The sequence below is a fragment of the Burkholderia sp. HI4860 genome (genome assembly GCF_002223045.2).
Taxonomy (GTDB): Bacteria; Pseudomonadota; Gammaproteobacteria; order Burkholderiales; family Burkholderiaceae; genus Burkholderia.
Genome location: NZ_NKFO02000005.1, coordinates 126,125 through 148,891, shown reverse-complemented (window position 1 = coordinate 148,891; position 22,767 = coordinate 126,125). Strand labels below are relative to the sequence as shown.

The following is a 22,767-nucleotide window of genomic DNA, read 5'->3' as shown; positions in this document are numbered from 1 at the left end:
GGTTCGGGGTTCATCGTGCAAGCTGCCGCCGCGCGGCAGGCCGTTTCATCCGGCCGCTGCCGCACGCGCATGCAGACCGAGGCGTTCCATCAGACGCTGCGCGTCGAACGGCGCCTTCGTTTTCGCGTCGTTGTCGAAGTAGCAGTACACGTCGCGCGTTCGCGTGCGCGGCGGCGACAGGTCCGGCGCCGCGAGATGCGCATCGCGGGGCTGTTCGCCGCGGCTCCACGATTCGATTCTGCGCGCCCACTGCTCGAGCGCGGCGTCCGAATATTCGCCGGAGTACTTCGTTTTCGTGCCGTGCAGGCGCATATAGACGAAGTCGGCGCTGAGATCTTCCAGCTGCGGCCACGGTTCGGTCGAATCAGAAACGACGAGCGCGACCTTGTGGCGGCGCAGCAGCTTCACGAATGCGGGATCGATGAAGCTGGCGTGGCGCACTTCGATCGCGTGACGCAACGCGCGCGTTTCATCGGCATGCACATAGGGTGTCCTGACCCGGCGATCGTGCTGCTTCGCGAGTGCGCGCGCGGCTTCGGTATCGTGCGGCAGCAGGCTCAGAAAGTGGGCGATGTGCCCGGGGTCGAAGCGCAGCGACGGCGGAAATTGCCACAGGATGGGCCCGAGTTTGTCCTTCAGCGCGAGCAGTCCTTGAGCGAAGAAATTTGCACAGGCGACGGTGGCCGAGTCATCGCGAAAGCGCAGCATGTGCGTCAGATAGCGCGCCCCTTTCACGCTGAATGTAAAACCGGGCGGCGTTTCGTCGTACCAGTGCTGCCAGCTGCCCAGCGATTGCAGGCTGTAATGCGTGCCGTTGATTTCAATCGTCTGCATCCGATTGGACGCGTATTGAAGCTCGTCGGCCTGCGTCAATCCCTTCGGATAGAACGTGCCGCGCCAGCCCTCGTAGCGCCAGCCCGATATGCCGATGTGGATGCCGCCTGAAGTGCTCGTCACGTCGCTCCTCGCCGGGTCGATCGAACCGTGACGGGGGGAGCAATGCCCGTGCCTGCGCGCGGGACGCGTTTTGCTTCCGGCGGGCGGCCTCGGCGGCTACGACGGCCCGTGGATGGTCGGCGTGCTCAAGGACGCGACACATTCGTATGCACCGGGCATGCTCGCGACGTCGGTGTCGCTCGCGCTGGCCGCGCTGTTGACGTGGGGCTTGGCGGTTTATACGCGACATGGTTCGTCCGGAGGGGCGAGTGGCGCGTGACCCGTATGCGGACGAGGCAAGCATGCACCGGCCTCGAATCGAGGGTGTTGCCGTTCTTTACTGATGCTAGCGTTGACCCGTAGCCCGGCAAACATCAATTGAGCGGTAAGCTTTTCGCGTCAGCGTTTCCGCAGGATTTACTGCGATACTGTCCGCATTGACGCTTGGCGCACCCCCGAAGCGGACATTTGAACTTAGCTACTACAACACATGTCATACCCGGATTCAGATGTCGTAGCGCCAGCTAAATACAGATGTCGCATGTTTCATCGGCTTTCCATCCTTCAGTGTTGAAGTGCCGAGCCTGAGGCGGCAGGGCGCTGACGCTCACCCGCGGGCCTTGGCAGACCGCCGCTCAGTTTCTGCTTTTGACGCAACTTCCAGAATCGCGGCTTCCATGTCAGTCACCGTGAACCGGCGAGGTTTCTTCGTGCCGGGTTGCGCTTCATTTGCCCGCACCGGCAGCCCCCGATGCGTTCGCGACGGCGCAGTGCCGATCCGCCGGCTGTCGCGCTGCGCCTGAAACGCTTGTGCCACCTGCAACGCATGGCTCAGGCGCTTGTGATCCACGATCGCGCCTTGATCCACCTCGGCCAGCCGATCGTAGGATTGTGCCGACAGTAGCCGGCCAGCCGCCCGAAGCTCGATGCGTCCGTCCGGGTACTCCCACACCTCGATGTCACGATGTATCCACGCCCGATTCCCCGGCGTATCGTCCAGCAGATAGAGCACCCGGTCGTACTGCACCGTCAGCGCCTTCGTGACCCGGCGTGTCTCGCGCCAGGTCAGCAGCAGATCCAGATCCTCGTCGGACCGCAGCGGTCGATGCGCATCAAAGCCGCTCTTCGGTGGCTTCGCGAAGCGCTCGTTATACATGGCCATGAAGGAGGGCGCGTAAGCGTTCGCGTCGGCGACCGTGCTGATGCCGCGCAGTCTCAACTCCTTGACGAGCCGATCCTGCAGCGTCAAGTGCGCTCGCTCGACACGTCCCTTGGCCGAGCTGCTGTTCGCGCAGAACGTGTCAATGTTCAGCTCGTACATCGCCCGACCGAAGTGCGTCACGCTTTGGCCTGTCTTGCTGGCGCTCGTATTGCGGAACACGCTGTACTTGTCGCTGTAAAACGCCACCGGCTTGCCATGGCGCTCCAGATACGCTCGCGTGGCCTCGAAGTAGCTGAACGTCGACTCGGTCTGCGTGAAGTGCAGCATCATCAGCCGGCTCGTCGCGTCGTCCACGTACACCAGCAGCGTGCAGGCCGGCGCCCGTTCCTCGAACCACCGATGATCGCAACCATCGATCTGGATCAGTTCACCCAGACACGCCCGGCGCGCTCGCGGCTGATAAACCTTCGGCGGACGCTGCCGACGTGGAATCCACAAGCCAGCGTCCGTCATCAGCTTCCTGACCGTCTCCTTGGCCAGCCGAATGCCATGGCATTCCCACAGCTTCTCGCAGGCCAACGTCGGCCCGAAATCGGCGTAACGCTCTCGAATAGTGGTCAAGGCGCGTAACGCTAGTCCTTCGTCGAGCTTGCGGTTGCCTGGCCGGCCACGACGGCCCGAAGCGACGCCGCTAGGTCCATGCTCTCGATATCGGATGACCAGCCTTTCCACCTGTCGCACGCTCAGTCCCAGCCGTTCGGCCGCACGTCCGGGCTTCAGGCCCGTGTCCACCACGGCCTGGATTACCTTGAGTCGATCAAGCTCTCGCATCGTCAGTGTCACCAATCCGGCTGGCTGCATGGTCGGCTCCGCGCTCGCTCAACGAGCCGTCCAGCATGCCAGCAGTCAAAAACACGACATCTGTAAATAGCCAGAACACGACATTAGGATATGGCTGCTACAACACAAAAAATTGATCATAATCATTATGTCAAATAAAGGATGCGAGGTCGCCACTCCCACCCGAAACACGGCTTCTGTCCACGACCTTCGGCACAATCGAGATCACTCGATCAAAATCTCGGGGACAACCGGTTCGATCGGACCATCGACTCGTTGCATGCCGGCATCGCATTCTCGCAATACGCCCGAGGCCGCATTCAAGAAGTCCACGCGCGTAATCGGCGATCGCGCGACGCATCGGTGCGAGTCAATACAGTTTCAAATATCTATCCAACCCACATCAACGAGTCCGGGCGAATCGTCAACAAGCTGCTTCGATTCGACAAGTACTCGCCTCAGTCAGCGATCTACTGATTTTCTCGGAGAAACCCCATGAAGTTAATCAAAAAGACCGATCAACAGCCTGTCATATGATTCGATTTGCGTCGAATTTGTCGACAAGAATTTGCCAATAAATTCGCGCTGCCGGTTCTTATACTCAACCCATTTCTCATCGTGCGAATCTATTGCCTGCCCGAGTTGCAGGGCGCCCTCCTCGACGTCCTGTGCGCTATAAAAATAACCAAGTTCACGACAGAGGTGTGCATTATGAATCAATGCATACCCATTCCAGCACACATCAAAATAGAAGTAATTCAGTGCGAGCCCTGATTGATGGGATATTACGATGTCGGTGAATTCCGAAAGAAACTGCGGAGTGTTGTAATATCCGACAAAGCTGATTTTTGAGTCTCTCACCAGGTCGAGGTGGTGCGCGATGCCAATAAATTCGGGGCTGTTTTTGGCAAGATGCTCCGTGTTCGTCGCGTGCACATAAGCTATCTTTTCGCCAAATTTCCGATAACCCAGTTCTGCAATCAGCAGCGGATAGAGGCAGAACTTCGTCACGTCGATATTCGGCTCCATGATGGAGAGTCGCTTCGACTGCCCGGTGGGACGATACTCCCCGCGATGCGGGAGCGCTGCCGACCGCTCTTCGACGCACATCGGGTCCCAAACGAACGGGACTTCACGAACCGGCTGGCGCCGTAACACGCTGAAGTAGCTCGCGCTGGTATCGACAACTTGCGGGATGATCCACACTTGATCATAACGTTGGTTGATGAATACCGTTTCCGCATGCCGTCGGCCAAAAATCATCGCCTGCATCATGTGCACGTATTCCGGCCCGCAGCAGTAGCTTACGACTTTTGTACCGCGTGCCTGCAGATACGCGGTTTGCTGCTGGTCGATTTGCCCCCCGAGTTCGATCAGCACATCGAGCGAGTCTTTCGCATCGTCGAACGAACGGATCGGATACTGCGTGGTATCCCACGGAAGTTCCGGCGTGATTTTGATGTTCGTGGTATTGACGAGGGTGACCTGATGGCCAAGCGGCGAGTGTTGAAAGAGCTTCATCAGATACAAGGCGTTCTGCTTGATGCCGTTGACCCAGAGACTCTCTGCCGCGTGGTGAAGGCCAATTGTGATACCGATACTGAGTGAGCGTGCCAAACTCATGGGAGGTTCTCCAGGGTGCCCATCCGATAAAGAGTTAGATCATAGCGCTGCACTCGTCTCGAGCTGTCAAGAACTGTCAAAATCCGGCATGCGGCTCGGCACGGTTGACCCTGCCTCGTTTTCACGTACGGCATGCCATACAGCGGCGCGCAGGGTTTCGTATTCGAGGAAGTGAGGTCGTCAGTTGACGTGTATGCGCTGTCGATTGAAATCGCCTCGGATCCAGTCGACGATGTCCGGGGGCCTGAACGCGAAAATGCGCGCCTACCCGGGACGTTTGTTAAATAGTTTGAGCGACCGCCAACGTACGAATGATTTGCCGTACTATCCGCCCGTCATCCTGGCTGATGTCGAATGCGGTCGACCGACCTTGGGCAACGGCCACGGTTTTTTAACTTCGGGAGCTCGAGCCGGGCGCCGATTTCATTTGAACGCCACGACCGATCATGTTCCAGTCCCCCGGAGATTCATTCGTCAACGGTTCGTTGCTGGGCTTGTGCGTCGAGGTTCCGCTTGCCGCGATCGTGTCGCTGGCGATGCACGGCGTGGACTGGAACGGGCCGCGCATCGCGATGCTCATCGCCACGCCGGTGCTGGTCGCGTGCATCACCCTGCTGACGCGCCCCGTCGCATTCAGCACGGTATGGAAGCACAAGCGCTCGCCGTTCGTGCTCGACGACAATTTACGCGCATCGATTTACGGCCGGCTGTGCGGGATTGCGATCGGCGTCGTGTTCGGCATCATGGTCGCGACGACGTTCGCCTGACCCGGTCGACCGGATCTCGAGACGAGCCTCACTGCAGGCGTGATGCCGGGTTCGCGCGCGGTAAACAACGCCTTCGAAAGCACGTGTTCACCCGCATCCCCCACTCACACGGCCGCCTTCTCATTGCCCCCAATCACGTCGCCGCGACCAGCGCGTTGAACGACGTATCCCACAGCGGCGCGACATTGGCCGGCCCATCCAGCACACCGATCCGCGCGAATACATCTGCGACCTGCTGATGCTGCGCCACCACGTCGGGCGTCACCGGCAGCAGTGCGTAGTCTTCGCTGCGCTGGTCGAACATCGCGACGAGATCGGCAACCGGCACGCGCGTCTCGCGGTTCTGCACGAGCGCATAGTCGCCGAAATGCGCGTTCGCCCATGCATACGCGCGTCGAAACCGCAGCAGCAGATCGCCCGTCGCCGCGCGCCGGCGCGCATCGTCGAGCGTGCGCGGGTTCGCATAGACCGGAAAGTTGCCCGACAGATAGCCCTTCCCCGTCTTCAGCACGCGCGCACCGTAGCGATTGCGCGCGAGCTGGCCGTTGTAGCCGTAGATCGCCCATGCGTCGATGTCGCCGCGATCGTATGCGGACAAGCCATCGGCTGGCGACAGGTTGATCGGCTGGATATCGTCGAAGCTCAGGCCGGCCTCCGCGAGCTGGCGATACAGGAAGTAGTGCGACGTCGTCGCACGCACGTACCCGACACGCTTGCCCTTCAGGTCCGCAATGCTGCGGATCGGCGTGTCCTTGCGCGCGAGCGTGACCTGGTTGTTCAGGTCTTCGCGCACGCGGGTGATGAGCCGCACGTTGGCCTTCTGTCGCGCGGCGAACACGGCCGGAATTTCGCTTCCCGAACCGATGTCGAGCGCATCCGCGTTGAGCGCCTCGATGTGCAGCACGCCGTTGTTCAGCTCGCGCCAGTCGATCCGGTACGGTGTGTCGGCTAGTCCGGCCGCCTGCAACAGCGCGCGCCAGCCGCCCTTGTAGGTTGCGACGCGCAGCGTGGTGCCGGCGAGATCGGTGTCGACCGCGGGCGTGGCGAACGCGGCCGTCGCGGCCCATGGCGCCGCCGCCACCGCAGCACCGGCAAGCAGCAAACGGCGACGTGCCGCCGAAATTGACGACATCGGATGCTCCTGTCGGTCGATCAAACGGGAAGTGAAAAGCGCTGCGTCAATGCAGCACCGGAAATCCGTGGCGCTCGGCCAGCAGTTCGAGGATGCGGCGCGCGTCGGTGACGAAGCGCACGTCGCCGAGCGTCTGTGCGTCGTCAGGCGCCGGCTGGTCACGGCCGAGCACGAGGACCGGCAGCCCCTGGTGCGCATCGTCGAGCGCATCGATCACCGCGTGCCGCGGCCGCTCGAAGCCGACACGTTTCACGTCGATTCGACTCGCGCGATCGGGCGCGCTCGCCAGCAACCCCTCGATCGACAGTCCATGCGGGCAGACGAAGCGCTGGCCCGGATGCTTCGGATCGGCAAAGCCCGGTTCCAGCAGAAACAGCACATCGCGACTCATGACAGACGGCTCCCGTGTTCGTTGTTCAGCCGGGATGAATGCGCTTGGGCGCCCTTCTGTTCCCGGAGCATGCCGGCCCGAGGCCGGATGCCCGACTCTACCGTCACGCGTCGCACGGCCCTACCAACGTTTTGCGGAATCGATATGCGGCCGCGTGTAGCGCATCGGGCGCCCGCCGCCCAGCGGGCGTTGCGTAAAAACATCGCGCACCGGGCCGCAGGTAGTGCGCACATCGAACGATTTCAGCGATCGATATGACGGTGCCCGCGTGTATCGGGTGCCCGACGTTCGCCGTTCGCGCGATACGTTCGCCGCAGCATGGGTGCCGGACGCGATCGCGGCGCACATGCAGGGCTTGCGGCAACGCATATTGCAAATCGGCCGCGCAGCGATTTGCAAACCACGGATCGACCGTTCGCCGGCACCGCCGTCATCAATAGGATCGTGATCCTCGCAGATGTACCCATAAAAAAGAGGATAGTCATGATCAAAAAAACGGTAGTCCTGGGTTTGGTTTCGATCGGTTCGGTCAGCGCGCATGCGCAGAGTTCGGTCACGTTGTACGGCGTCGTCGACGCCGGGTTCGCTTATACGAACAATCAGGGCGGCGCGAGCAACATCCAGCAGACGAGCGGCAAGCTGAGCGGCAGCCGCTGGGGCCTGAAAGGCGTGGAAGATCTCGGTGGCGGCGTGCAGGCGGTCTTCACGCTCGAAAGCGGGTTCCGGCCGAGCGACGGCGGGCTCGGCCAGGGCGGCCGCCTGTTCGGCCGCTCCGCATACGTGGGCCTCGCCAGCAAGGGGCTCGGCACGCTGACCTTCGGCCGCCAGTACGAGCCGATCACCGACCTCGTTGCGCAGTACTCGGGGTCCGGCTTCTGGTCGCCGGCCACGCACGTGGGCGACAACGACAACATGAACCAGAGCTTCCGGCTGAACAACGCAGTGAAGTTCCGCAGCGACACGATCGCCGGCTTCACGGCCGACCTGCTCTATGCGTTCAGCAACCAGGCCAACGGTGGCGCGGGCACCGGGTTCTCGAACAACAACGCGTGGGGCGCGTCGGCGAACTACGTGAACGGCCCGTTGTCGGTGGGCGCCGGCTATGTCCGCATCAATCATCCGAATTCGACGTCGAATACGAGCGGCGCGGTGGGCGGTGCGACCTCCACCACCGGCAACGACTACAGCGGCGGATTCTTCTACGGGCTGAACGGCGGCGTGCTCAAGCAGCAGATCGGCGTGGTCGGCGCGAACTACGCGCTTGGCGCGGCGACGCTGGGCTTCGCGTGGAGCCACACGCAGCTCGACTATCTCGACGGCTCGTCGCGCAAGTTCAACAACTACGACGCGAACGCGCGTTACCAGATCACGCCGGCCGCCACGCTGATCGGTGTCTACACGTTCACCGACGGGCGCGCGAGCGGCCTGCCGGGCACCGGCGGCCAGACGCTGAAGCCGCGCTGGCACCAGTTCACGCTCGGGTTCGACTACGCGTTGTCGAAGCGCACGGACATCTACCTGTCCGGCATCTACCAGCTCGCGGCCGGCGATGCGAGCACGGCAACGTCGGGCGGCTATCGCAAGATCGCGGCGATCTCGAACATCGGTACCGCTTCGTCGACGAACCGCCAGGTCGCGTTCGTCAGCGGGCTGCGCGTGAAGTTCTGACGGCGCGCATCGGGCGCTTCGGGCGCATCGGGCGCGGTGCAGCGTGGTGCGATAAGCAAAGCGGGAATCGTTGTTTGTCGCACCGGTTTCGGTTGCCGAGAATGGGCGTTTCCCCGCGCGCTGCCCCGGCGCACGATACGCGTTCGACCATGACCGACTCCCGTTTCCCGCCCCATCCACCGCGCAGCGGCCGGCGCGCAGCACTGCGCCGGCTGGCCGGCGGCTGGGCGGCAGCGATGCTGCCTGCCGGCGGCGCGCTGGCGAGCCAGCCGCCCGCACCACTCTCTCCGCTCGACGTGCCGCCCTGGACCCGCGGCCCGGGTGCGCCGCTACTGTCACCGCCCTACGGCATGCCGGGGCCGCACGAACGCGACGTGATCCGCCGCAGTGCCCGCACGCCGGCATTGCCCGGCTCGGGCTCGTCGATGACGCCGCTCGCCGACCTGTTCGGCGACATCACGCCGAACGGCCTCGTCTACGAGCGGCATCATGCGGGCGTGCCGGAGATCGATGCGCAGCGTCATCGCATCGTCGTGCACGGCCTCGTGCGCGAGCCGCGCGTGTTCACGATCGACGACCTGCTGCGCTTTCCGTCGGAGTCGCGGATCCATTTCCTCGAATGCTCGGGCAACACCGGCAGCGAATGGAACGGCCCGAGCGGGCTGCCCGTTCAGTTCACGCACGGGCTGCTGTCGTGCTGCGAATGGACGGGCGTCCGGCTCTCGACGCTGCTCGACGAAACCGGCATCGATCCGGACGCACGCTGGCTGCTCGCCGAAGGCGCCGACGGCGCGGCGATGACACGCAGCCTGCCGCTCGACCGGATCCTCGAGCGCGCGCTCGTCGTCTATGCGCAGAACGGCGAACGGCTGCGCCCCGAGAACGGCTATCCGGTACGGCTGATCGTGCCGGGATTCGAAGGCAACACGAACATCAAGTGGCTGCGGCGGCTGAAGCTGGTGCGCGCGCCGGAGATGACGCGCGAGGAAACGTCGAAATACACGAACCTGCTGCCCGGCGGCTGCGCGCGCCAGTTCGTGTTCGAGATGGATGCGAAGTCGGTCATCACGTGGCCGTCGGCCGGCCATCGGCTCGCCGCGCACGGCTATTACCCGATCGGCGGCTACGCGTGGTCGGGACGCGGCCGGATTCGCGCGGTCGACGTCTCGACCGACGGCGGCCGCACCTGGCGGCCCGCGCGGCTCGCGGGCGACGTGCGCGATCGCGCACTGACGCGCTTCGAAGCCGACTGGATCTGGAACGGCGAGCCCGCCGACCTGCAAAGCCGCGCCACCGACGACACCGGCTACGTGCAGCCGACCCGCGAGGCGCTCGCCGCCGTGCGCGGCGTCAATTCGCAGTACCACTACAACGGCATCCAGAACTGGCGCGTCGGCGCGGACGGCGAGGTGCGTAATGCGTAAGCCGCTTGCCTGCCTGCTCGCCGCATCCCTGCTGGTTCCGAGCGTATTCGGCGCGGGCTACGGTCTCGGCCAGCCGGTCGACCGCGCGGCGCTCGCGGCGTGGGACATCGACGTCGCGCCCGACGGCAGCGGCTTGCCGCCCGGCTCGGGCACGGTCGCGCGCGGCGCTCACGTGTTCGCGGACAAATGCGCGATGTGCCACGGTGCCGGCGGCGAAGGCGGCGTCGGCGATCCGCTCGTCGGCGGCATCGGCTCGCTCGCGAGCGCCAAGCCGAAAAAGACGGTCGGCAGCTACTGGCCGTACGCGACGACGCTGTTCGACTACATCCGCCGCGCGATGCCGTACAACGCGCCGCAATCGCTGAGCGCGGACGAAGTCTATGCGGTCACCGCGTATGTCCTCCATCTGAACGGCATCGTGCCCGGCGATGCACGGCTCGACGCGCGCACGCTGCCACGCGTGCGGATGCCGAACCGCGACGGGTTCGTGCCCGATCCGAGGCCCGGCACGCTATGACGCGGCTCGAACCGCGCGCACGCACATCGCGCATGACACCGGGGCGATTCGCCGCCGCACGTGCCGCGCGTGGTCGTCCGGACCCTGTCCAACCCGCAAGGAAGCTTTCATGAGCGACACGTCCCTCGCCGCTCCGGTCGCGCCGTCGCCGTTCGTCGACGTCCGCTCGCCGGCGGATTTCCCCGACAGCCCGGTGTCGCGCGTCCTCGCGCAGCCGCTGATGCTCGGGCTGTTCCTGCCGATCCAGGCCGGCGGCTGGAGCGCGTCGACGCTGCCGCGCACGACCGACTGGACCTTCGACTACAACGCCGACCTGGTCGCGCGCGCGGAGGCACTCGGCTTCGATCTCGTGTTCGCGCTGTCGCAGTGGCTGCCGAAAGGCGGTTACGGCGGCGTGTTCGACGGCCAGGCGCTCGACTCGTTCATGACGCTGGCCGCGCTGACCGCGCGTACCGAACGGATCATCCTCGTCGCGACGAGCCACGTGCTCTACGGGCCATGGCATCCGCTACATTTCGCGAAATTCACCGCGACGCTCGATCACATCTCGCGCGGGCGCTGGGGCATCAACGTCGTGACCGGCCACCGCGCAATCGAGCACGAGATGTTCGGCTGGAACCGGATCGAACACGACCGGCGCTATGAAATGGCGGCCGAATTTCTCGAGGCGGTCCAGCAGTTGTGGGCGCAACCGGATAACTTCAGCTACACGCCGGCGCTGTCGAGCTGGCGGCTGGGCGGCGCATTCGTGACGCCGAAGCCGCGCTACGGCCGCCCGCTGCTGATCAACGCGACGGGCTCCGACGCGGGCATCGACTTCGCGGCACGCTATTCGGACATCGTATTCGTCACGAGCCCGGCCGGCCCCGACGCCGAACGCGCAATCGACGCACTGCCCGCCCATACCGCACGTGTGAAGGCGGCCGCCGCGGCCCGCGGCCGGGCGATCCGCACGCTGCTCAACCCGCTCGTGATCTGCCGCGAAACGGCGGCCGAAGCGCGCGCGTACCGCGACGCAATCGTCGCGCATGCGGATGAAGGCAGCTTTCATCGCTTCGACAGCGATGCGCATGCGTGGCGCGGCGGCTTCGACCAGCGCTCGCAGGCGGCCGCGCGTGCGATCGGCGGCAATATCTCGATCACGGGCTCGCCCGAGGAAGTCGCCGAGACGATCGTGCGGCTGCATCGCGCGGGCATCGACGGCATCCAGCTGAGCTTCTACGACTTCAAGCCCGATCTCGACTTCTTCGGCGAGCGCGTGCTTCCGCTGCTGCGCGACGCTGGCTTGCGGCGCTGACGTCAGGCAGCCGTTTCGGTACGGGCGGTGGTGTCGTGGCGTACGGGCCGCCGCAGCCCCAGATGCTCGCGCAGCGTATGGCCCGCATAGTCGCGGCGAAACAGCCCGCGGCGGCGCAACTCGGGCAGCACCAGCGCGATGAAATCGTCGAGGCCGCCGGGCAACGTCGGCGCCATCACGTTGTAGCCGTCCGCGCCGTAACGCACGAAGCGCTCTTCGAGCTGGTCGACGATCTGTTCCGGCGTGCCGACGAGCTGCCAGTGGCCGCGCGCGCCGGCGACACGCAAATAGAGTTCGCGGATCGTCAGGTTTTCGCGGCGCGCGAGCTCGATCGTCAGTGCCTGCCGGCTCTTGCTGGCGTTCGTCTCCGGCAACGGCGGAATCGGACCGTCGAGCGGATACGCGGACAGGTCGAACCCGCCGGTGAGGCCGGAGACGAGTGCGAGCCCGACCGTCGGGTCGATCAACGACTGCAACGCGTCGAATTTCTCCCGCGCTTCGCTTTCGGTACGGCCCACCACCGGGAACACGCCCGGCATGATCTTCAGCGTATCGGGATCGCGGCCGAACGCCGCGAGCTGGCCCTTCACGTCCGCATAAAACGCGACCGCGTCGTCGAGCGTCTGCTGCGCGGTGAAGATCACCTCGGCCGTGCGCGCGGCCAGCCGCGTACCGGCTGGCGACGAACCGGCCTGCACGACGACCGGGTGCCCCTGCGGCGGTCGCGCGACATTCAAGGGCCCGCGCACCTGGAAGAAGCGGCCGCGATGGTCGAGCACGTGGCGCTTGCTGGGATCGAAGAAGCGGCCCGCTGCGCGATCGCGCACGAACGCATCGTCGTCCCAGCTATCCCAGAGGCCACGCACGACATCCGCGAACTCCTCCGCACGCGCATAGCGTTCGGCGTGATCGAAATGCGCGTCGCGATTGAAATTGCGCGCCTCGTGCTCACTCGACGACGTGACGAGGTTCCAGCCCGCTCGACCGCCGCTGATGTGGTCGAGCGAGGCGAACTTGCGTGCGATGTGGAACGGCTCGTTGAAACTCGTCGACGCGGTGCCGACGAGGCCGATCCGCTCGGTGACGGCCGCGAGCGCCGACAGCAGCGTCAGCGGCTCGAATTGTGCGATGTAGCTGTGCGCGGTGCGGCTCAGGAACTCGACGTCGTCGCCGCGCGTGCCCACGCCGTCGGCAAGGAACACGAGATCGAACTTCGCGGCCTCGGCCGCCTGGGCAAGCCGCACGTAGTGGCGAAAATCGACGCCCGCGTCGGCCTGCGAACCGGGGTGCCGCCATGCGGCGATGTGATGGCCGGTCGGGTACAGGAATGCGCCGAGATGCAGGTGTCCGGGGCGGGTCGTCATCGGGACGGATTTCCAAAAAAGAGGGCCGCACGCGGTCTCGTCAGAACACGCGGCCTTCGGTCAGGTGTGTCGTCACGCCGTTCAGCTCGTAGTCGCCGATCACGCGCGCCTTGTGCAACAGCGGGTTGTGGCTGAAGATCGTGCGCAGGTTGCGCCAGTGCCGGTCGAGGTTGTGTTCGCGCGCCGTCGCCGATGCGCCGCCGACTTCGAACAGCCGCTCCGCCGCATGCAGCGCCAGCTTGCTGACGATGAGCTGCGTGCGTGCCGTGGCGAGCGCGCTGTCGAGCACCAGCGCATGCGCATCGGCGTCACCGGCTTCGATCGCGTCGGCGGAACGGTCGAGCGCCCGCGCGTTTTCACGGACGAGCGCATCGATTGCATGACTGTGGGCGGACAGCTCGCCGACGACCTGCTGGATGAAATGATCGTCGCGCGCGGTCGGCGCCGGGCTGTGCAGCACCGGGCGGCCGTGCCCGAGCACGTAGCGGCGCGCATCGGCAACCACGTTGCGCACGATGCCCGCCCCCGTCGCGACGAGATGCAGCTGCCGCAGCGCGCCGCAATGGCGGCCGACGAGCGTCGAGCCGTCGCGTGCGGCCACCTCATCCGCGAACACCTGCACGTCGTTCAGCAGCAGGCTGCCGCTCGCGGTCATGCGCTGGCCCATGCCGTCCCAGTCGTCGAGCACCTGCACGCCGTCCCGCGCGACCGGAATGATCACGGCGACCGCGTCACCCTGCTCGTTCTCCACGTTGATGCGCGCGAAATCGGCAAACGCGGTGCCGGTCGAATAGTATTTGCGGCCCGTCACGCGATAGTGATCGCCGTCCCGGCGCAGTACCGTCGAGTTTTCGCCGGGCCGCGACGTGCCGCGCTCGGTCGACGCGCCGCCGAAGATCGCGCCGGCCAACGCGCGCTCGAGCTGCACGTCGTTGAACGGCGTGCGCGGCGACAGCCGCAGCGTCTCGATCTGGTCGTAGTGGATCCGCAGCGCGTGCGCGAGATTCGAATCGGCGGCGGCCAGCGTCGCGATCGTGTCGAACAGGTCGACCAGCGTGCCGCCGAGGCCGCCGCGCGCCACCGGAATCCGCAGGACGCCCAGCGCCGAGCGGCGGAAGACCGCAAACCCCTCGAACGGCAGTTCGCGACGCGCCTCGCGTTGCGCGGCATCCTGCCCGATCGCGTTCGCGAGATCGGGTAGCGCGGCAAGCGCGTCGCGCAACGCGTCGCGCGGATCGACGGCATCACGGGCAGTCATTCGGCAGGTCCTTGTTCGGGAAGATCGGGCGCTGCGCAACGCGATCGCGGCATGCGCGAACCGCCGCATGCGCAGCATCGCAAAGTATAGGGACGCACCCGGCGCGCGTGAAAAGCCGATTTCAGCTTACGTTATGCCCGCGCCGGGAATTGCCGCGTGCGGTGACATCAGTGCTGGATGCCCCAGCGCCGCACGGTCACGCGTTCGAGCGTGTCGAACACGAGGTTCTCGACGAGCAGGCCGATCACGATGACGGCCGCGAGGCCGGCGAACACGCGATCCGTATACAGCTCGTTGCGGTTCTGGAAGATGTACCAGCCGAGCCCGCCCTGGCCCGCGCTCGCGCCGAATACCAGCTCGGCCGCGATCAGCGTTCGCCACGCAAATGCCCAGCCGACGCGCAGGCCCGACAGGATCGACGGCAGCGCGGCCGGCACGAGGATCAGCGCGATCTGGCGCAGGCCCGTGAGGCCGTAGTTGCGCCCCGCCATCTTCAGCGTGGCCGGCACGCCCGCGAAGCCCGTATACATGCTGAGCGCGAGCGGCCACAGCACCGCGTGCACGAGCACGAACAGCAGGCTGCCGGTGCCGAGCCCGAACCACAGCAGCGCGATCGGCAGCAACGCGATCGACGGCAGCGGATTGAACATCGACGTCAGCATCGCCAGCAGGTCGCGGCCGATGCGCGTCGATACCGCGAGCGATGTCAGCGCAAATGCAAAGAACACGCCCAGCGCGTAGCCGCGCAGCAACACGGACAGCGAGATACCCGTCTTCACCAGCAGTTCGCCCGACTCGATGCCCTGCACGAACGCGGCCAGCGTTGCGCCGAAGGTCGGCACGAGCAGATCGTTCGCGACGATGCGCGCGACGATCTCCCATGCGGCAATCAGCACGAGTGCGATGACGCTGCGCCGAAACCATCCCGCCCCGGCGACGCGACGCCACAGCGGCGCCGGCACGGCACGTTCGGCGTCGGGCAGCGTGTCGAGCGTGCGTTCGTATTCGGCGCGCACGGGCGGTAGCGGCGGCAGGGCCGGATCGATCGTGCTCATGATGCGGCTTCCTCCGTCGTCGGGGCGTGGGTCGAGTCGGTATCGAACAGCAGGCGATGGATCCGCGCGACGTTGTCGCGGAAGTCGCCGGTGTCGACGTTGTCGAGCGAATGCTCGTGGCTGTTGAGCTCCGCACGCACGCGGCCCGGATGCGGCGACAGCAGCAGGATCCGGTTGCCGACGACGAGCGCTTCCTCGATCGAATGCGTGACGAACAGCAGCGTGAAACGGAATTCGTCCCACAGGCGCAGCAGTTCCTCCTGCATCTTGCGGCGCGTCAACGCGTCGAGCGCGGCGAACGGCTCGTCCATCAGCAGCACGCGCGGCTGCATCGCCAGTGCGCGCGCGATCGCGACGCGCTGCTTCATGCCGCCCGACAGCGTGTGCGGATAGGCGTCGGCGAACCCGCTCAACCCGACCTTGTCGAGATAATGCAGCGCGCGCGCCCGCGCTTCGGCACGCGACAACCTTGCGGCGGCGCGCAACGGAAACGCGACGTTTTCGACGACCGTCTTCCACGGCGGCAACTGGTCGAACTCCTGGAACACCACGACGCGGTCAGGCCCCGGCCCGCGCACCGGCCGACCGTCGAGCGCGATCGAACCCGATACGGGCTCGATGAAGCCGGCGATCGCTTTCAGCAGCGTCGACTTTCCGCACCCCGACGGGCCGAGCAGCACGAAGCGGTCGCTGCCGTACACGTCGAAGCTGACCTGGTGGGTCGCGCGCACGATCCGCGCGCCGCTGCGGTATTCGAGGTTCACGCGGTCGATGGCGAGCAGGCGTTCACTGTGCGCGCCGGCCTGCGCGGCATCCGGTGCGGGCCGGCCGGCGGCCTGCGCGTCGGGCTCGGGGTGGCCGGCAGGCGCCGCGCCGCCGCGTGCTGCATACGGCGGCAGCCAGGTTCGGGGAGAAGTGGCGTTCACGATCGAATCTCTTGCGGGTAAAGCATCAGCATGCGGCCAGCCCTTTCGCGGGCCAACCATCGATTGCCCATATCGAAACCGCACCGACGCATAAGCGTCGATCGCGGCGTCGAAGCGGCTCCGCTCAACTGCCGCCGGCCGTCGCCGGATCATCGAAGAAATAGTCGCGCCACGACTTCGGTTCGTTGCGGATCGCACCGGTGCGGTGCATGAACTGCGCGAGCGCGAGCGTGTTCTGCGGCGCGGTCTTGAACTGCACCTGCGGATTGCGCAGGATCTTCAGCAGCAGCGCGCGATCGATCTTCGATGCGTTCACGCGGATATAGGTATCGGCCGCGCGCTCGGGATCGGCCGCGATCTGGCGCGCGGCTTCGGCCAGCGCGGCAACGAATGCGCGATAGGTCTTCGGGTTGTCGTCGCGGAATTTCTCGGTGGCATACAGCACCGTCGCGGAGCTCGGGCCGCCGAGCACGTCATAGGAATTCAGTACGATGTGCGCATTCGGGTTGCCGGCGAGTTCCTGCTCCTGAAACGGCGGATTGCCGAAGTGGCCGGTAATCACGCTGCTGTTCGCCAGAATGGCCGCCGTCGCGTCCGGATGCGGAATCGCCTGCGTGAGCGCGTCGAGCTTGTCGAACTGCTTGTCGCCCCACTGCTTCGCGGCCGCGTACTGCAGCACGCGCGACTGCACCGACACACCGACCGCCGGCACCGCGATGCGGTCCTTCGTGCTCAGGTCGGCGATCGTCTTCACGTTCGGGTTGCTGCTGACGAGGTAGTACGGGAAATTGCCGAGCGACGCGACGCCCTTCACGTTCAGCCGGCCGCGCGTGCGGTCCCACACGGTCAGCAGCGGCCCGACGCCCGCGCCCGCGATGTCGACCGCGCCGGACAGCAGCGCGTCGTTCACGGCCGCGCCGCCCGACAGCCGGACCCAGTCGACCTTGATGTCGAGGCCGGCCTTGCGCCCTTCCTTTTCGATCAACTGCTGGTCGCGCGCGACGTTCAGCATCAGGTAGACGACGCCGAACTGCTCGGCGATGCGGATGCGGCCTTCCGCGTGCGCGGCTTGCGGGGCGAGTGCGCCGGCGAACGCGAGCGCTGCGGTCAGTGCGGCCGCCAGCGCGCGGCGCGCCGGCAAAAACGAAAACGGCATCGGAACTCCAGTCAGGATGGGGCGGATGATTGACGCGGCGGAACGCGGCTCAGAAAGGCGCGTCGCCTTCGATCGTCGTGCGGTACAGCTTGCGGCGCAGATGGTCGGGCGTGCCGGCGGCGAGATGCATCAGCGAACGGTTGTCCCAGAACACGAGATCGTGCTCGCGCCATTGGTGCCGGTACACATGCTCGGCACGCACGCTGTGTGCGAACAGCTCGTCGAGCAGCGCGCGGCTTTCGTCGTCGGGCAGCCCGACGATGCGCGTCGTGAAATGCTCGCTGACGAACAGCGCCTTGCGGCCCGTTTCCGGATGCGTGCGCACGACCGGATGCACGACCGCGGCAACCTGCGCGATCTGCTCGGGCGACAGGTTCGGCCGCCATGGACTGCGCGCCTGCAGCTCCGCATAGCGTGCGAGATACGTATGCTCGGCGCGCCGCCCTTCCACCGCGCGGCGCAGATGGGCCGGCAGCGTGTCCCACGCGAGATGCATGTTCGCGAACAGCGTATCGCCGCCTTCTGCCGGCAACTCCTGCGCATGCAGCAGCGAGCCGAGGCTCGGCTTCTCCTTGTACGACAGGTCGGAGTGCCAGAAATGGCCCGCGTCGCCGAGCCCGATCGGCTTGCCGTTCTCGACGACGTTCGACACGATCAGCACCTCCGGATGGCCGGCGAGCGCGAACTGGTGCAGCACGTGGATCTGCAGCGGGCCGAAGCGGCGGCTGAACGCGATGTGCTCGTCCGGCGTGATGCGCTGGTCGCGAAACACCAGCACGTGATGGTCGAGATGCGCGCGATGAATGCGCGCGAAGTCGCCGGCGTCGAGCGGTTGCGACAGGTCGAGGCCGACCACTTCGGCACCGAGCGGCGCATCGAACGGCACGATGTCGAAATGCTGAGCCGCAACGCGCGGCCGCGACGCGGGCGGATGCCCGGCGGAAAGCGATGCGTCGTCGCGGATGGCGGTAGTCGTCACGGCACGGCCCCCTGATTCGGTCAAAACGCGAATCTACGAGTGCGTGCCGCACCGCGTCAACGAAGCGATTCCGATACGTTTATCTGCTGCGCTGATAAAGATCGCTGCTCCCGCATACGGGGCGGCAGCGGGCGGCGGTCTCTCGTGCGGAAACGGCCGGCCGCCGCGGCCGTCACGATTCCGTCGACGGGGCCAGTACGCGCACGGCCCCTTCCGGATACCGGATGTCGATCAGCCCGTTCTTGTCGCGGATGCGTAGCGGCGGCACGGCTTCCACGCTCGCGCGGTCGATGCCTTCGCACACGGCCAGGTTCGTGTTGGTCCGGTAGTACACGCGCTGGTCGTCAACCGCGAAGGCCCAGTTCAGGAAGCGCGGGCTTCTGGGGTCGATTCCCGGCAGATTTCGATCTCAGTTCGATTGCCGCATTCCGGCACGTATTAATGGCGCTGGGTGTCTGAGAGCATCCATTTCAATACATGACGTACCCGGCAGACGCAATGCGGCGAACGATCTAAATCGACGTGCCGTGAAAACGATCTTTAACGAGCCAATCGGAAATTTTCGGGATCGCTTGCCGCTTCAGCTTTTGTGAAGCGTGATGACAAAATCAGATCGAGAACCGATCGATATTGGAAGCGCGTGCAGACCGTTGGTCAACGGTCTGCACTGAACGGATGTGCCGTCTATTGGAATATTGGGCGGCCCTCGGAACAAGCTGCTATTAAAACAAAATCCCGCGCCGCTGATAACTGACAACATTGACAGGGATTGTTCCAATTCGAGTGACTACCGAGCCGACGACAGCACCGCCCATCTGGAAATCAGCGAATGATCCTTTACGCGTGACGCCATTTTGCCAACGTAGGCAGTTCGCGCTCGGTGACCGGATCATCCAGCCGGATCCAGCTATAAAACGTGCCGTGCCATCCCGGAACGGGTAGCGGGGCCGTGCAGCGAATGTCCGCGAGGCCCGGCCGATAGGCATGAAATGGCCAGAATAGCGGCATGATGCGGCGCGCTTCCATGTCCTGGCGCAATTCGGCCGGTCCGCCCGCGTCGGACACGATATCGCAGTGGAACGCCCAGTCCTCTTCGCTCCAGGCGAGAAATACACTGGGCGCGCCGGCGGCATCGAACATCAGCACCGCGTCCTGATTGGGGCGCCAGTAGTATTCGACGATGCCTTCCCGCGCGGCCACCTCATCGATCAGTTGGACGATCCGTGGATCCCGGTAGGTCGCCCCGGCTTCATGCAGGCTGATGTGCCCGCGGGCCGCGCAGCACTTGCGTTTCGCGTCGTCCAGCGCGGTTGCCAGCTTGCGCGCCATCTCGGCGTCGGTTTTCTTCAGATAGCAATCGATCAGTCGCGCGTTGAACGCGGCCACCGCCGCGCGCTCGTCGGCGATGCCGGTGAGCAGGATTTTCGTGCAGTTCGCGTTGCGGATGGAGGTCAGGAACTGGATGCCGTCGACCTCCGGCATCGAATAGTCGACGACCACCGCGCCCACCGCCTCGAATCGGGCAGGATCGGCAAGCGCATCCTCGCCGATCGCATTCCCGCCGGTTTTCTCCGCGCCGAAATAGTCCGCAGCCGTGGGTGGCATCTCCGCGTCACGCGACGACACGAAGTCGAGCGCCGCCCGCGGGTGCGTAAAAAAGTGGTTCAGGCGTTCGTCCGGAAATGCGCCCCGCAGCGCCTGCAGGAAATCAGGATTGTCGTCGACAAATACCACGGACACGGGGTAAAGCACCGGCTGCCTGACGAAAGGTTGCATAAGAGTCTCGATAAATCAGCAGAAAAAGAGGCGGTATCGGGGGGTGATTTACCGCGAATGATTATTGCGGCAATTATCCGGCGAAAGTAGGACGCACATCAACTGCTCCTTACCCGCTCATTCGTCATATTACGAGCGCGCCGCTCGGCAGAATTGCACGGGGAGAATCGGGCCATTCCTTCTCGTTGAAGGAATGCGCCGCTACCGCCAGTAGCGATTCAAGGAGTTATTCATGTTGACGCGAGACGCGATTCTTCACGTCCTTTCCAACGAAACGGCCCATCTTTCCGAAAAAACCTTCCACCATGTGATGGACATTTATCTCAAGGATTCCAATGCCTTCATGAATACCTATTTCGCACGCTATTTCGAATGGCAGGGCGTGTGCCGTGAACGCTGGTTTCACGAATGCATCCACGACAACCTGATGGGGGCCGGCGGGGCATTCGTGACGAAGCGTGCGCATCAGGAATACGTCCACGAGACGTTTCCGTTCCAGCGCGTCGATTGCTTTCTCAATACGTTCGAGGTTCGGCAATGCTCGGCCTATCTGCTGTTCCGCTTCTGCGTGGACGGGCGGCAGGTGTCGCTGGGGTATCAGCAGATCGTGTTTGCCGGTTCGGACAAGCGGATCCGCCGGTTTCCGCCGGGCATCATCGAGCGGGTCAAGGCGTATGAGCTGATCCTGCCGTCCAGCGCGAACTGAATGTGAGACCGCCCTACCCGACGCGATAGCGCGGGGGGAGCGCCGGCGGACCGTTCAATGTCGGGTCCGCCGGCGCGCCGGGTTCCGGCAGCCGAATCGTGAACGTGGTCCGCACGCCGGGGACGGATTCGCACGTGATGGTGCCACCGAGCGCTTCACACGCGCGGCGGCAAAAACTCAGGCCCATGCCGGCGCCGCGACCGTGCGACTTGGTCGAGAAAAAGGCGTCGAAGATTTGAGGGAGCACATCGGGGGCGATGCCCGGGCCCGTATCGCTGAAACGCACGACGCAGTAACCGTTGCTGCGATGCGCGTCGATCTCGATCTGCCCGCGGCCGTTTGCATGGATCGCGTACAGCGCGTTTTTCAGCAGATTGAAGATGACGAAGATCACGAGCGAGTCGGAGCCGAAAAACCGGATGTCCGTATCGATCGCGTCGACCGATACGCGGTCCCGCTCACCCGGACGGAACGGAAAGCGATCGACGGCGGCGTCGACACAGGCCCGTATCGGATAGGCCGCGAAGCTGTGGCGATCGAGTCGGTCCAGCGTAAAGGACGCCAGCGACATCTCGACCACCGTGCTCGTGGTGTCGACCTGGCGCCGGATCGACGACGCGAGCGTCGGCAGCCGCTCCAGTTGCCCGGGATGCAAACCGTCGGCGCACAACCGGTGCTCCACCGCCAGCCGATACCCGCGCACCAGCACCGGCAGGACCGAGCGCAGCTCGTCCGCGTGCAGGCCGATCGCCGCCAGCGGCGTGGCCACTTCGTGCGCGACCGTCGCGGCCAGCAGATAGGGGCCCATCAGCCCGTAGCGGACGATCGACGTCGCGAGTATCCCGAGACTGATCGCGATAAACAGCACGCCGACCGGATAGAAGTCGACGCCGTAGTTCACCGCATAGTCGGTCGCCGCGAGCGAGTAGAGGCCCAGGCTGACGAGGCATTGCGTGAGCAACTGCCGGACGTCTCGCGCCCGCCCCTGACGTCTTGCCTCGATCAGGAGCCAACCGCTGCGGCAGACCAGGAGTACCGTCTGCGCGACGTGCAACGGATGCAGCGGGCCCGCGTTGGGATACGGGCCAAAGAAATGCGGGCGGAATCCATCGACGACCGCATTGCTGGTGACCAGCAGCACGGCCAGCAGGACGCAGAGTCCGTAGGACGCGAATATGAACGGCCGCTCGTCCCGACGCGATACGACTTCCGTCACGAAATGATAGAAGGTCGTCGGCAGAAACAGGATGAACAGATAGCCGGCCTTGACCAACACGTTGGCGACGTCCGCGTCGGTCGTCTGGAACAGGAAGGCCCACGTTCCCTGCCAGACGAAGGTCGTCGCGCACATCAGGACGAACGGGACGGAGACCCGCGTGAGCCCCTTGGTGGCCAGCACGTAGAGGCCAAACCCGAGAAACAACGCGGATACGAACGCAGGCAAGATCGAGTACATATGCGTGAATCCAGCATGTTGACGGGTCGCGCACCACTGAACTGTCCTGGCCGGTGCCGTTCGCGAGAGTAGCACGCCGAGCCAGGCGTGCGAGCGCGGCGGGTTTGTCCACGGGGCTGCCGCGCATCACGACTGTTGCGCGCGCGGTGCCGAGTACCGGGTAGCGTTGACCAGAATGAAATTGTCGCGGTTTGCGAAGCATGGTTATCACTTCGGCGTTCAACGTTGGCCGGAAGGTGCGAAGGCCTCGTGAATTCATGCGGCTGCACGTCGCGAATGCACGTTGTCACTGGCCGTGGTCTCGCGAAGCCCCGTATCGACTCCCCTGCGCTGC

General features: G+C 64.9%; 21 protein-coding genes. 7 read left to right on the top strand and 14 right to left on the bottom strand.

All coding sequences use genetic code 11. The features are described from left to right. Positions 1-45: 45 nt before the first annotated feature. Entirely contained in the window at positions 46-957 is a 912-nt protein-coding gene (locus CFB34_RS34775) for a DUF72 domain-containing protein (protein ID WP_089444223.1), read from the bottom strand. Positions 958-1,027: 70 nt separating this feature from the next. Between CFB34_RS34775 and CFB34_RS34770 the strand changes: the two genes are divergently transcribed. Then, positions 1,028-1,216, top strand: a complete 189-nt coding sequence (locus tag CFB34_RS34770) for a hypothetical protein (RefSeq protein WP_089444222.1) — start codon at positions 1,028-1,030, stop codon at positions 1,214-1,216. Between the two features lie 327 nt (positions 1,217-1,543). Here CFB34_RS34770 and CFB34_RS34765 read toward each other — a convergent pair whose 3' ends face one another. Continuing rightward, the gene (locus CFB34_RS34765) at positions 1,544-2,959 is read right to left on the bottom strand and encodes an ISNCY family transposase (protein ID WP_242808751.1); all 1,416 of its coding nucleotides are present in this window, start codon (positions 2,957-2,959) and stop codon (positions 1,544-1,546) included. A gap of 480 nt (positions 2,960-3,439) precedes the next feature. Then, positions 3,440-4,561, bottom strand: a complete 1,122-nt coding sequence (locus CFB34_RS34760) for a DUF2827 domain-containing protein (protein WP_089444204.1) — start codon at positions 4,559-4,561, stop codon at positions 3,440-3,442. 446 nt (positions 4,562-5,007) lie between these two features. On the opposite strand from CFB34_RS34760, the gene CFB34_RS34755 reads away from it, so the two are divergent. Then, positions 5,008-5,328, top strand: coding sequence for a hypothetical protein (locus CFB34_RS34755; RefSeq protein ID WP_089444203.1), 321 nt, complete (start codon positions 5,008-5,010; stop codon positions 5,326-5,328). A 133-nt stretch (positions 5,329-5,461) separates the two neighbouring features. Here the strand turns inward: CFB34_RS34755 and CFB34_RS34750 are convergent, their stop codons facing one another. Next, positions 5,462-6,460, bottom strand: a complete 999-nt coding sequence (locus CFB34_RS34750) for an ABC transporter substrate-binding protein (protein ID WP_089444202.1) — start codon at positions 6,458-6,460, stop codon at positions 5,462-5,464. A gap of 46 nt (positions 6,461-6,506) precedes the next feature. Beyond that, positions 6,507-6,851: a DUF3088 domain-containing protein gene (locus CFB34_RS34745; protein ID WP_071336123.1), complete on the bottom strand. Its 345-nt coding sequence runs from the start codon at positions 6,849-6,851 to the stop codon at positions 6,507-6,509. 483 nt (positions 6,852-7,334) lie between these two features. Here CFB34_RS34745 and CFB34_RS34740 point away from each other — a divergent pair, with 483 nt between their 5' ends. From CFB34_RS34740 to CFB34_RS34725, 4 genes are all read left to right on the top strand, one after another. Beyond that, the gene (locus CFB34_RS34740; protein WP_089444200.1) at positions 7,335-8,519 is read left to right on the top strand and encodes a porin; all 1,185 of its coding nucleotides are present in this window, start codon (positions 7,335-7,337) and stop codon (positions 8,517-8,519) included. Positions 8,520-8,668: 149 nt separating this feature from the next. Beyond that, positions 8,669-9,943, top strand: a complete 1,275-nt coding sequence (gene soxC / locus CFB34_RS34735) for a sulfite dehydrogenase (protein ID WP_089444199.1) — start codon at positions 8,669-8,671, stop codon at positions 9,941-9,943. Then, on the top strand, positions 9,936-10,460 hold the full coding sequence (locus CFB34_RS34730) for a cytochrome c (RefSeq protein ID WP_089444198.1): 525 nt from the start codon (positions 9,936-9,938) through the stop codon (positions 10,458-10,460). Before soxC ends, CFB34_RS34730 begins: the two co-directional genes overlap by 8 nt. A gap of 109 nt (positions 10,461-10,569) precedes the next feature. Next, a complete protein-coding gene (locus CFB34_RS34725) occupies positions 10,570-11,757 on the top strand; it encodes an LLM class flavin-dependent oxidoreductase (protein ID WP_089444197.1) in 1,188 nt (395 codons plus the stop codon). A gap of 2 nt (positions 11,758-11,759) precedes the next feature. Here the strand turns inward: CFB34_RS34725 and CFB34_RS34720 are convergent, their stop codons facing one another. From CFB34_RS34720 to CFB34_RS34685, 8 genes are all read right to left on the bottom strand, one after another. Beyond that, positions 11,760-13,121, bottom strand: a complete 1,362-nt coding sequence (locus CFB34_RS34720) for an LLM class flavin-dependent oxidoreductase (protein ID WP_089444196.1) — start codon at positions 13,119-13,121, stop codon at positions 11,760-11,762. 40 nt (positions 13,122-13,161) lie between these two features. Beyond that, entirely contained in the window at positions 13,162-14,379 is a 1,218-nt protein-coding gene (locus tag CFB34_RS34715; protein WP_089444195.1) for an acyl-CoA dehydrogenase family protein, read from the bottom strand. A 167-nt stretch (positions 14,380-14,546) separates the two neighbouring features. Further along, positions 14,547-15,434 carry an ABC transporter permease gene (locus tag CFB34_RS34710; protein ID WP_089429657.1) on the bottom strand — a complete coding sequence of 296 codons (888 nt, stop codon included), beginning with the start codon at positions 15,432-15,434 and terminating at the stop codon, positions 14,547-14,549. Beyond that, positions 15,431-16,420 carry an ABC transporter ATP-binding protein gene (locus tag CFB34_RS34705; RefSeq protein WP_089444221.1) on the bottom strand — a complete coding sequence of 330 codons (990 nt, stop codon included), beginning with the start codon at positions 16,418-16,420 and terminating at the stop codon, positions 15,431-15,433. The genes CFB34_RS34710 and CFB34_RS34705 overlap by 4 nt, the downstream gene beginning before the upstream one ends. Positions 16,421-16,484: 64 nt before the next feature. Next, positions 16,485-17,516 (bottom strand): ABC transporter substrate-binding protein, encoded by a 1,032-nt coding sequence (locus tag CFB34_RS34700; protein WP_089444194.1) that lies wholly within the window; start codon positions 17,514-17,516, stop codon positions 16,485-16,487. A 49-nt stretch (positions 17,517-17,565) separates the two neighbouring features. Next, positions 17,566-18,495: a TauD/TfdA family dioxygenase gene (locus tag CFB34_RS34695; RefSeq protein ID WP_089444193.1), complete on the bottom strand. Its 930-nt coding sequence runs from the start codon at positions 18,493-18,495 to the stop codon at positions 17,566-17,568. Between the two features lie 172 nt (positions 18,496-18,667). Continuing rightward, a complete protein-coding gene (locus tag CFB34_RS34690; RefSeq protein ID WP_179243784.1) occupies positions 18,668-18,829 on the bottom strand; it encodes a hypothetical protein in 162 nt (53 codons plus the stop codon). A gap of 503 nt (positions 18,830-19,332) precedes the next feature. Then, the gene (locus tag CFB34_RS34685) at positions 19,333-20,271 is read right to left on the bottom strand and encodes a response regulator (protein WP_089444192.1); all 939 of its coding nucleotides are present in this window, start codon (positions 20,269-20,271) and stop codon (positions 19,333-19,335) included. A 232-nt stretch (positions 20,272-20,503) separates the two neighbouring features. On the opposite strand from CFB34_RS34685, the gene CFB34_RS34680 reads away from it, so the two are divergent. After that, positions 20,504-20,977 (top strand): thioesterase family protein, encoded by a 474-nt coding sequence (locus tag CFB34_RS34680; RefSeq protein ID WP_089444191.1) that lies wholly within the window; start codon positions 20,504-20,506, stop codon positions 20,975-20,977. Between the two features lie 13 nt (positions 20,978-20,990). Here the strand turns inward: CFB34_RS34680 and CFB34_RS34675 are convergent, their stop codons facing one another. Further along, complete coding sequence (locus CFB34_RS34675) at positions 20,991-22,433, bottom strand: sensor histidine kinase (protein WP_089444190.1); 1,443 nt, start codon at positions 22,431-22,433, stop codon at positions 20,991-20,993. Positions 22,434-22,767 lie beyond the last annotated feature (334 nt).